The 11,120-nt window shown below is 64.8% G+C and carries 9 protein-coding genes; all 9 read right to left on the bottom strand.

Annotation, left to right across the window (positions count from 1 at the left end; genetic code table 11):
• Positions 1 to 58: 58 nt before the first annotated feature.
• The 9 genes from C2U70_RS16610 to C2U70_RS16570 all read right to left on the bottom strand — a co-directional run bounded on the left by C2U70_RS16610 (position 59) and on the right by C2U70_RS16570 (position 11,037).
• Positions 59 to 1,909: a putative bifunctional diguanylate cyclase/phosphodiesterase gene (locus tag C2U70_RS16610; protein WP_246666767.1), complete on the bottom strand. Its 1,851-nt coding sequence runs from the start codon at positions 1,907 to 1,909 to the stop codon at positions 59 to 61.
• Positions 1,910 to 2,299: 390 nt separating this feature from the next.
• Positions 2,300 to 3,034, bottom strand: a complete 735-nt coding sequence (rpe, locus tag C2U70_RS16605; protein ID WP_140979503.1) for a ribulose-phosphate 3-epimerase — start codon at positions 3,032 to 3,034, stop codon at positions 2,300 to 2,302.
• Complete coding sequence (cbbX, locus tag C2U70_RS16600; protein ID WP_140979502.1) at positions 3,031 to 3,957, bottom strand: CbbX protein; 927 nt, start codon at positions 3,955 to 3,957, stop codon at positions 3,031 to 3,033. The genes rpe and cbbX overlap by 4 nt, the downstream gene beginning before the upstream one ends.
• Before the next feature lie 105 nt (positions 3,958 to 4,062).
• On the bottom strand, positions 4,063 to 4,470 hold the full coding sequence (locus tag C2U70_RS16595; RefSeq protein WP_140979501.1) for a ribulose bisphosphate carboxylase small subunit: 408 nt from the start codon (positions 4,468 to 4,470) through the stop codon (positions 4,063 to 4,065).
• 12 nt (positions 4,471 to 4,482) lie between these two features.
• Complete coding sequence (locus C2U70_RS16590) at positions 4,483 to 5,943, bottom strand: form I ribulose bisphosphate carboxylase large subunit (protein WP_140979500.1); 1,461 nt, start codon at positions 5,941 to 5,943, stop codon at positions 4,483 to 4,485.
• 34 nt (positions 5,944 to 5,977) lie between these two features.
• A complete protein-coding gene (fba, locus tag C2U70_RS16585; protein ID WP_140979499.1) occupies positions 5,978 to 7,063 on the bottom strand; it encodes a class II fructose-bisphosphate aldolase in 1,086 nt (361 codons plus the stop codon).
• 9 nt (positions 7,064 to 7,072) lie between these two features.
• A complete protein-coding gene (gene tkt / locus C2U70_RS16580) occupies positions 7,073 to 9,097 on the bottom strand; it encodes a transketolase (protein ID WP_140979498.1) in 2,025 nt (674 codons plus the stop codon).
• 16 nt (positions 9,098 to 9,113) lie between these two features.
• Entirely contained in the window at positions 9,114 to 9,989 is an 876-nt protein-coding gene (locus tag C2U70_RS16575; protein ID WP_140979497.1) for a phosphoribulokinase, read from the bottom strand.
• 10 nt (positions 9,990 to 9,999) lie between these two features.
• On the bottom strand, positions 10,000 to 11,037 hold the full coding sequence (locus C2U70_RS16570; RefSeq protein WP_140979496.1) for a class 1 fructose-bisphosphatase: 1,038 nt from the start codon (positions 11,035 to 11,037) through the stop codon (positions 10,000 to 10,002).
• Positions 11,038 to 11,120: the final 83 nt, after the last annotated feature.

The following is an 11,120-nucleotide window of genomic DNA, read 5'->3' as shown; positions in this document are numbered from 1 at the left end:
GGAAAACGAAAGAGCCGCCAGGCGATCGACCGGCGGCTCTTTCGTTTTCCGGGACAGCTCAGCCGTAGCGGCGGTGTTCCACGGTCACGCCGATGACATCCAGGTACCGCTCGATCAGATCGGGACGGCCGACGAGATAGCCCTGCATCTCCTCGCAGGCTTCATGAGCGAGGAAGGCCCGCTGCGCCTCGGTCTCCACGCCTTCCGCGACCACGGGAATGTTGAGCGCATGGGCGAGACCCAACACTGCACGCACGATCTCGGTCGATTGCGGCGTGCTCTCGAGATTGGAGATGAAGCTGCGGTCGATCTTGATCTTGTCGAACGGAAACGACTGCAGATAGGACAGCGAGGAATAGCCGGTTCCGAAATCGTCCATGGCGATGCGGACACCGAGCGCCTTCAAACGCCGCAGCAGATTGAGCGCGCCGGCAAAGTCGCCGATCAGCACGCCCTCGGTGATCTCGACTTCGAGCCGCGCCGGAGAGAGACCGGTCTCCAGCAGGATCTGGTGGATGGTGCCCTGGAGGTCGCCGGCCTGAAACTGGCACGGCGACAGATTGACCGCGACCTGCAGCGGTCGCGGCCAGGATGCCGCTTCCCGGCAGGCCTCGCGCAACACCCACTCGCCGATCGGGATGATCGATCCGGCCTCCTCCGCGAGCGGAATGAACTGGTCGGGCGGCACCAGGCCGCGCGTCGGGTGCTGCCAGCGCAGCAGCGCCTCGAAGCCGACGATCTCGCCGTCCATCTTGGCCTGCGGCTGGAAGTGGACCGTCAATTGGTTCTGCTCCAGCGCCTGCCGCAGATCGTGCTGCAACAGCCTGCGGTCGCGCAGCTCCTGGTCCATCTCGGTTTCGAAGAAGCGCACGGTGCCCCTGCCCTCGCGCTTGGCGCGGTAGAGCGCGGAGTCGGCATTTGCGAGCAAGGTCTCGGAATCGCTGCCGTCGTGGGGATAGACCGCGATGCCGACGCTCAGGCCGACATGGAGCAGATAATCGTCGATCTCGAGCTCCTTGCCGATGGTCTCGACCAGGCGTTCGGCGAGCGCCAGCACGTCGTCGCGCGGAACATCGTCGTCCATCAGGATCATGAACTCGTCGCCGCCGATGCGGGCCACGAAGGCGCCGTCGGTCTCAGCCCTGAGCCTTTCGGCCGCGGCGCGCATCAGCATGTCGCCGACGGGATGGCCGAACACGTCGTTGACTTCCTTGAAGCGGTCGAGATCGAGGCTCAGCACGGCAAAGCTCGTGCATTCATCCTGTGCTCGCGCCAGCCGTTCGGCCAGTGTCTCGTTGAAGGCGCTGCGATTGGGCAGATCGGTCAGCGCGTCATGATGCGCAAGATGACTGATGCGGGCCTGGTTCGCGATCCGCTCGGTGACGTCCTCGATCACGCCGACCAGATATTGCGGCGCGCCCCTGGCGTCGGTGATCAAAAGCTTGCGTGAATTGACCACGCGATCATGGCCCTTGACGCCGACCTCGAGCAGATGATCCTCGAGGAACATCGGCGTGCCGCCATCGACGACGCGACGGTCCTGCTCGCTGACGACGCGGGCGACGTCTTCGGGAAAGATCTCCTCCGGGGTGCGGCCCAGCATCTGCTCGCGCGGCAGGCCGTAATATTCCTCGCCGGCGCGATTGAGCAGGATATAGCGCGAGTCCCGCGCGTCCTTGGCGAACACCGCGATCGGGATGTTCTCGATGATCTTGTCGAGGAACTCGCGGGTGCGCAGCAGATCCTGCTCGGCGCGATCATGCGTTTGCGCGAGCTCTTCGCTCATGCGCCGGTGGCTGCGATCGCTCTCCTCATAAGTCGCGCTGACGAGCTCGCCGAGCCTGTCCAAATCGATCTGGCCGGTGTCGTCGACGGAGAGCCGCAATTGCTCGGCGAGAAGGCGATGCATGCTCACACCGCCGTCGCGAGCGAGCCGCGCACATCCTGGCCATGTCGTTGAATTGGCATCCCACGCCCTTCGCGTTTCCAGCGGCAGATTGAAGCCGCGCGCATTGCACGCGCGTTAATCTGCCGCAGGGATTGCGGGCATTGGTTACCCCGGCCTGAAAGAGCTGAGCGCTTTCAAGGCATTTTCCGTAGAACCACGGAGCGATGTGCACATCATTGGGCGAAAGGCTCCGCCGCGCCGTTGGCAAGAGTTGAAAACAACCCCATGCACAGTAGAAAATCGGCAGGGAGGAACGACTGCTGATTTTACGAAATTCCGCTTGACCCGTCGGGCAAATCAGGTGTATATTGCCATCATCGCAAGGAGTGGATGCCCCCTCGCGAGACTCCCTTACCGAACCAGTTCGCCCTCGCCGGCACGCGAGGACGCCGCACTATAGTTCCGCCGCGGAACCCGGCCTGCCTCTGCGGCAACACGGATGGCGGCGATGTTGTTGGCGTAATCGGCAATCCCGTTGCCGCGAAAGACCGCGGAACCCGCCACCAGGGTGTCGGCGCCGGCGGCCGCAACGACCGCCGCGTTGTCCCGCGTGACGCCGCCGTCGACCTCGAGCCGGATCGGCCGGTCCCCGATCATGGCGCGGATGCGCTGGATCTTTTCGATCTGCGATCCCAGGAACGACTGGCCGCCAAAACCGGGATTGACGGTCATGACGAGGATCAGATCGAGACGGTCAAGTATGTAATCCAGCACACTCTCCGGGGTAGCGGGACACAGGCTGACGCCGGCTTTCTTGCCGAGCGCGCGGATCGCCTGGAGCGAGCGGTCAAGATGCGGCCCCGCTTCGGCATGCACGGTGATGATGTCGGCGCCCGCCTTGGCAAAGGCTTCGAGATAGGGATCGACCGGCGCGATCATCAGGTGGACGTCGAACGTCTTGGACGTAAAGGGGCTGACAGCCTTGATCACATCGGCACCAAAACTGATGTTCGGCACGAAATGCCCGTCCATCACGTCGCAATGGATCCAGTCCGCACCGGCGGCATCGATCGCGGCGATCTCCTCGCCGAGCCGGGCAAAGTTTGCGGCCAGGATCGACGGCGCGATCACGATCTCCTTGGTCATGGCTTTGGTCCCCTCATTGCATCGGCCCCGCCGGTGAACACGCGGCTCGCCAGCACGTCGGCGGGTTCGATGGTTTCGAGGTCGGCGACAGCGAGCATGCGGTCGAGGTCGGACACCAGACGGTCGGCCTGCCGCAGCCGGATGCGATCGACCGCGTTGCGGATCGAGCGCGCGTTGGAGAAGAACGGCTGGGTCCGGCGCAGCGCGATGTATTTCTCGAAGGCTTGGCGGGCCTGGTCCGAAAAGCGATAGCCACGCTCCTTCAGCATCAGTTCCGAGATGACCAGCAGCTCGTCTTCCGAATAGTCGGGGAATTCGATGTGGTGGGCGATGCGGGAACGGAAGCCGGGATTGGAGGCAAAGAAGCTCGTCATCCGCTCACCATAGCCGGCGAGGATGACGACGAGATCCTCGCGCTGGTTCTCCATGACCTGCAACAGGATCTCGATCGCCTCCTGGCCGTAGTCGCGCTCATTGTCGGGGCGGTGCAGATAATAGGCCTCGTCGATGAAGAGCACGCCGCCCATCGCTTTCTTGAGGATCTCCTTCGTCTTCGGCGCGGTGTGGCCGATATATTGCCCGACGAGGTCGTCGCGCGTCACCGAAATCACCTGCCCGCGCCGCACGAAGCCGAGCCCGTGCAGGATTTTTGCCATGCGCAAGGCAACCGTTGTCTTGCCGGTGCCGGGATTGCCGGTGAAGGACATGTGCAGCGTCGGCGGCGCGGCGGCGAGGCCTGCGCGCTGACGGATGCGCTCGATCAGCAGCAGCGAGGCGATCTGGCGCACCCGGCTCTTCACCGGCTTGAGCCCGATCAGCTCCTGCTCGAGCTGTTGCAGCGTCTCGGTGATGCCGGCGGCCTCGGCCTCCTTGCGCAGGTCGAAGCTGCTTTCGGTCGTCGTCGCGTGGGGAACGTCGAGCATGGGCCGTCCTGAAGAAAAGGGCTTCGCCGCGAGGCAGGCGGCGAAGCAGTGGTCCGCCAAGGATGCGGAGCAGGGAGAGCTCCGCGCGGAGAACGATTTTGCGCTTTACGGCGCGGTTGGTGCGGACGCCTTCCGCACCGTGGTGTAGCGGATCGCGCGGCTGCCGACCTCCTGCCTGATAAGCTCGAACTCGGCCTCCTGCGGCGGGCGGTTGACGATGAAGGAGATCCGCACCGACTCCCAGCCATGGCTGGAGTCGAAGCCGCTGATGCGGATGTATTTGTCGCCATAGACCCTGCGACATTCGGCGAGCTCCATCATGACGCCGGCGGCGTCCTGGAGATCGAACATCGGCAGGCCCCACATCTCCCAATAGGTGTTGCGGGGATGCGGATCGTCGGTGAACTCGATGTTCACGGCCCAGCCGTTGGCGAGGCAGTACTGCACCTGCCTGGAGATCTGGTCGTCGGTCAGATCGGGCAGGAAGGAAAAGCAGCCTTGCGTGAGTTTCATGTTTGCTACTCCCTAAACGGTTTCCATCGCTGTCGGCACGAAGTCCGGCGTGTCGGTGGATTCGTAGTTGAACGTGACGTCCTTCCAGACCTCGAGCGCGGCCTTGAGTGGCGTGCAGGTCTGGGCGGCCTTGGCCAGGATCTCCGGGCCCTCGTGCAAATAGTCGCGGCCCTCGTTGCGGGCGAGGATCATCGCTTCCAGCGCCACGCGGTTGGCGATCGCGCCGGCTGCGATGCCCATGGGATGGCCGATCGTGCCGCCGCCGAATTGCAGCACGACGTCCTCGCCGAGCAGGTCGATCAATTGATGCATCTGGCCGGCATGGATGCCGCCTGACGCCACCGGCATCATCTTGTTCAGGCTCGCCCAGTTCTGGTCGAAGAACAGGCCATGCTCGAGCCTCAATGGGTTAAAATCCTCGCGGCAGACGTCGTAGTAGCCGCGCGTGGTGTTGGGATCGCCTTCGAGCTTGCCGACCACCGTGCCGGCATGGATATGGTCGACGCCGGCGAGCCGCATCCATTTGGCGATGACGCGGAACGACACGCCGTGGCTCTTCTGCCGCGTGTAGGTCGAGTGACCGGCGCGATGCAGATGCAGGATCATGTCGTTGCGCCGCGCCCATTTGGCCATGGACTGGATCGCGGTGTAGCCGATCACCAGGTCGATCATGACGATGCACGAGCCGAGCTCTTTCGCGAACTCCGCGCGCTCGTACATGTCCTCCATGGTCGCCGCGGTGACGTTGAGATAGGTCCCCTTCACCTCGCCGGACGCGGCCTGCGCGCGGTTGACGGCCTCCATGCAATAGAGGAAGCGTTCGCGCCAGTGCATGAAGGGCTGCGAATTGATGTTCTCGTCGTCCTTGGTGAAGTCGAGCCCGCCCTTCAGCGCCTCATAGACCACGCGGCCGTAGTTGCGGCCGGAAAGCCCGAGCTTCGGCTTGACCGTCGCGCCCAGCAGCGGCCGGCCGAACTTGTCGAGCCGCTCGCGCTCGACCACGATGCCGGTCGCGGGCCCCTGGAACGTCTTCACGTAAGCGACCGGCAGGCGCATGTCCTCCAGCCGCAGCGCTTTCAGCGGCTTGAAGCCGAAGACGTTTCCGATGATCGAGGCCGACAGATTCGCGATCGAACCCGGCTCGAACAGGTCGAGGTCGTAGGCGATATAGGCAAAGTACGAGCCCGGCGTCCCCGGTACCGGATCGACGCGATAGCACTTTGCGCGGTACTTTTCCGCGGCGGTGAGGCGATCGGTCCACACCACCGTCCAGGTCGCGGTCGAGGACTCGCCGGCAACCGCGGCCGACGCCTCGATCGGATCGACGCCCTCCTGCGGTGTCACGCGGAACAGCGCGATGACGTCGGTGTCCTTCGGAACGTAGTCCGGCTCCCAATAGCCCATGCGCTTGTATTCCATCACGCCCGAGCGATAGCGCTCCTTGCCGCGGACTGTGCCTGCATGTGCGTTCATGGCTCTCTCCTGTCCTTCTCTGCTCTCTGAATCGTCAGGCCGCGACCGGCTCGCTGATATCGATGCGCGGGTCGAGCTCACCGGTGCGGTAGCGCCGCGCCATCTCGCTCAAGGGAACGACCTTGATTTTGCTCGCATGACCGGCGGTGCCGAACTGCTCGAACCGTTCGCGACAGAGTTCGCGCATCGCATCCATCGCGGGCTTGAGGAACTTTCGCGGGTCGAACTCGCTGCGCGTTTGCGCTGCCACTTTTCGGAACACCGCGGTCATCGCCAGCCGGCAATCGGTGTCGATATTGACCTTGCGCACGCCGCTCTTGATGCCGCGGACGATCTCCTCGACTGGCACCCCCCAGGTCTGCGGCATCTCGCCGCCGAACTGGTTGAACATGTCCTGGAGTGACTGCGGCACCGAGGACGAGCCGTGCATGACAAGATGCGTGTTCGGCAGCCGCCGATGGATCTCCTCGACCACCCGCATCGCCAGGATGTCGCCATCCGGCTTGCGGCTGAACTTGTAGGCGCCGTGCGACGTGCCCATCGCGATCGCCAGCGCATCGACCTTGGTGGCGCGGACAAACTCCACGGCCTGGTCGGGATCGGTCAGCAACTGGTCGTGGCTCACCTTGCCCTCGACACCGTGGCCATCCTCCTGCTCGCCGCCGCCATGTTCGAGCGAGCCGAGCACGCCGAGTTCGCCTTCGACTGAGGCGCCTACCCAATGGGCGAGATCCACGACACGGCGAGTGATGGCGACGTTGTAGTCGTAGTCGGCCGCGGTCTTGGCGTCGGCCTTGAGCGAACCGTCCATCATGACCGACGTGAAGCCGTGGGCGATGGCACTGGCGCAAGTCGCCTCGTCATTGCCGTGATCCTGATGCATGCAGAGCGGGATCTCCGGATAGGTCCGCTCCAGCGCGTCGATCATGTGCGAGAGCATGAGATCGCCGGCATAGCTGCGCGCGCCGCGCGAGGCCTGAATGATGACAGGCGCGTCGACCTCGGCCGCCGCCTGCATGATCGCGATGCCCTGCTCCATGTTGTTGATGTTGAACGCCGGCACGGCGTAGCCATGGTGGGCCGCATGGTCGAGCAACTGCCGAAGGGTGATACGTGCCATTGGGGTCTCCTATTGTGCCTTGCCGGTGCGTGCGACCGCGCGCCGCGCCGCCTCCGCAATGCTCTGGGGCGTGATGCCGAATTCGCGATAGAGCACCGGCGCCGGCGCCGACGCGCCAAAGCCGCGCATGCCGACGAATTCGCCGTCCGCGCCGATCCAGCGCGCCCAGTCGCCTTGAACCGCGGCCTCGATGCCGACGCGCGGTGCCGTGCCGAGCACGTTGGTGCGATAATTCTCAGGCTGCTCCTCGAACAGAGCGAAGCATGGCGCCGAGACCACGGCCGCACGGATATGCTCGGTCGCGAGCAGGCGTGCGGCCTCGATCGCGAGCGACACCTCGGAGCCGGTTGCGATCAACGTCACGTCGCGGACGCCATCGGGGGTGACGACGAGATAGGCGCCTTGTGCCGTGCGATTGCGGCCGCGTGCATCGCTCCGGAAGGTCGGCAACGCCTGGCGCGACAGGCACAGCACCGAGGGACGGGTCGTCGATTCCAGCGCGCAGTCCCAAGCTTCCAGCGTCTCCACCGCGTCGGCGGGGCGGAACACCAGGAGGTTCGGGATGACGCGGAGCGCGGCGAGATGCTCGACCGGCTGGTGCGTCGGTCCGTCCTCGCCGAGGCCGATGGAGTCGTGGGTCATGACATGGATGACACGGAGCTTCATCAGCGCCGCCAGGCGTATCGCCGGCCGGCTGTAATCGGAGAACGCGAGGAACGTGCCGCCATAGGGAATGAAGCCGCCATGGAGCGCTAGGCCGTTCATCGCGGCCGCCATGCCATGCTCGCGAATGCCATAGTGGATGTAGTCGCCGGCGAACGTGCCGCGCTGGATGCCCTGCTGGCTCTTCGCATGCGTCAGGTTCGAATGCGTCAGGTCCGCGGAGCCGCCGACAAAGCCGGGAATGGTGGCCGCGATGCCGTCGAGCACCTGCTGTGAGGCCTGCCGCGTCGCAAGTTTCGGGCGCTCGGTCGCAAAGCGCTCGCGTAATTTGGCCGAGGCCTGGGCATAGGTATCAGGGAGGGCCATCGCCTTGCCCTCGATGAACTGGTCGCGCTGTGCCGGCGTCGCATCCTCATAGCGATCGAGCCAGGCAAGACGATCGACCTGCCCACGCTGCCCGATCATCCGCCAAGCCTTCATGACCGGCATCGGAACGACGAAGGGTTGATAGTCCCATTCCAGGGCCCGTCGCGCCGCCGCGGTCTGCTCGGTGCCGAGCGGCGCGCCATGCGCCTTCTCGGTGCCCTGACGATCCGGCGCGCCATAGCCGATGATGGTGCGGCAGGCGATCAGCGACGGTTTTCCGGTCGCGCGCTCCTCGGAAATCGCTTGGGCGACCGCCTCGGGGTCGTGCCCATCCACGCGGCGCACCGACCAGCCCGAGGCGGCGAAGCGCGCGAGGTGGTCGTCCGAGGTCGACAGCGACGTCGCGCCGTCGATGGAGATGCCGTTGTCGTCGAACAGCACGATCAGGCGGGACAGTTGCAGATGGCCGGCGAGCGAGATCGCCTCCTGGCTGATGCCTTCCATCAGGCAGCCGTCGCCCGCGATCACATAGGTGAAGTGGTCGACGAGGCCGTCGCCGTGCTTCGCATTCGACATGCGCTCGGCGAGCGCCATGCCGACCGCGGTCGCAATCCCCTGCCCCAGCGGACCCGTCGTGGTTTCGACACCCGGCGTGTGGCCATATTCGGGATGCCCCGGCGTCTTCGATCCCCACTGCCGGAAGGCCTTGATGTCGTCGAGGCTGACGTCGCCGCCGGTGAGATAGAGCAACGCATAAAGCAGCATCGAGCCGTGGCCAGCGGACAGCACGAAGCGGTCGCGGTCCGGCCAGTACGGATGCGCGGAGTCGAATTTCAGGAAGCGGGAGAACAAGACGGTTGCGACATCGGCCATGCCCATGGGCAGGCCGGGATGCCCGGACTGCGATTTCTCGATGGCGTCGACCGCAACGAAGCGGACGGCATTGGCGAGATCGCGATGGCTGACGGCAATGGTGTCGGCTTCGGCGTGGACCGAGATGTTCATCAGATCCTCCCGTTATTCACTTCAGGCTTCGCTTGCGTTCGATGAGCTGCATGATCAGCGGCGTCAGGATGAGCTGCATCGCCAGGTCGAGCTTCGCGCCCGGGCAGACGATGGAGTTCGCGCGCGACATCCAGCTTTGCGGCAGCATCGAGAGCAGGTAGGGAAAATCGATGCCGCGCGGATTCTTGAAGCGGATCACGACCATCGATTCGTCAGGCGTCGGGATCCAGCGTGCGATGAAGGGATTGGACGTATCCACCGTCGGTACGCGCTGGAAGTTGATGTCGGTGTCGGTGAATTGCGGGCAGATGTAGTGGATGTAGTCGGGCATCCGACGCAAAATGGTGTCGGTGACGGCTTCGGTCGAATAGCCGCGCGCGTTGCGATCGCGGTGCAGCTTCTGGATCCATTCGAGATTGATGACGGGAACGACGCCGATCTTCAAATCCGCATAGCGCGCGACGTTGACGCGATCAGTGACGACCGCGCCGTGCAGACCCTCGTAGAACAAGAGGTCGGAATTCTCCGGGAGCTGCTTCCACTCGGTGAAGGTGCCGGGCGCCGCGCCATGCAGCGCGGACTCCTCGGCGTCGTGGACGTAGTGCCGCGTCGTCGCGGTGCCGGTTTCGCCATAGTCGCGGAAGGCACGCTCGAGTTCCTCGAACAAATTCGTGTCCGGGCTGAAATGGCTAAAATGCTTGTTGCCGCGCTCGGCCTCCTGCGCCATCCGCACGCGCATCTCGGCGCGGTCGTAGCGGTGGAACGCATCGCCCTCGATGTAGACGGCGTTGACCTTCTCGCGGAAGAATATCTGCTCAAAGGTCTTCTTGACCGAGGTGGTGCCTGCGCCGGAGGAGCCGGTGATGGAGATGATCGGATGCTTGCGGGACATGATGCACCTCTCACAGACGGAAGAAGCCGCGGCGCGCGAACAGCGGCGCGGACACGCTGGCGATCAGAAGCGGATCGCAATGCAGCTCCTCGACGCGCCGCACCTCATGGCTTGATCCCATGACCAGAGGCACGCGCTGATGCAGATTGTGCGCGGCGAGATCGAGGATGCGCTCGCGCCCGGTAGAGGCCGCGCCCCCCGCCTGCTCCATGATGAAGGCGATGGGATGCGCCTCGTAAGTCAGGCGCAGGCGGCCGTCGCCATAGCCGGGCCGCGCGTCGGACGGATAGAGGAACACGCCGCCGCGGGTAAGGATGCGATAGGCCTCGGCGACCAGCGAGCCGATCCAGCGCATATTGAAATTGCGGTTGGCCGGGCCGTCGATGCCGGCGAGGCATTCGTCGATGAAGGCGCGCACCGGCGGATCCCAGTGCCGGCGGTTCGAGACGTTGATCGCGAACTCCTCGCTCGTCTCCGGAATCTGCACGCCGCGGCGCGCGAGGCGGAAGCATTTGGCCGCGCGGTCATAGGTGAAGATGTCGACGCCGTCGCCGAGCGTCAGCACCAGCGAGGTCTGCGGGCCGTAGGTGACAAAGCCGGCCGCGAGTTGCGCCGTGCCGCGCTGGTGGAACGCGAGGCCGAGATCGTCAGGCGCCGGCAGGATCGAGAAGATCGTGCCCACGGTCATGTTGATGTCGATGTTGGAGGAGCCGTCGAGCGGATCGATCGCGACGCAGATTTTTGCCTGGCGGTCGACGATCTGCGGCTCGCGCATTTCTTCCGAGGCGAGCGCGGCGATCGGCTGGCGGAGCAGACAGCGGCGGATGATGGCGTCGGCCTGGACATCGAGGTCGCGCTGCAAATCGCCGTCGCTGTTGCGCCCGGTGGTCAGGCCGGATGCGTCTGCGAACTGGCCGGTGCCGGTGAGGTCGGCGATCTCGATGGCGGCTGACGCGATGGCATCGACCGCGGCAGCAACGGCGAGCGCATGCGGCGCGGTTTCAGAGTACCGCTGAAGATAGTCGTCCAGCCTGAGTTGCCCGGTCATCTGCGTCCGTCCCCTTGGCTAGCCGCCGCCTCTGACGTCCCCGCCTTTGCGGGGCTGGCGATCGGTCCCAGCAGGAAGAAATT

The organism is Bradyrhizobium guangdongense (genome assembly GCF_006483445.1).
Lineage (GTDB): Bacteria > Pseudomonadota > Alphaproteobacteria > Rhizobiales > Xanthobacteraceae > Bradyrhizobium > Bradyrhizobium guangdongense_A.
The sequence above is the reverse complement of the archived record's forward strand: the minus strand, read 5'-3'. Positions and strand labels throughout refer to the sequence as shown.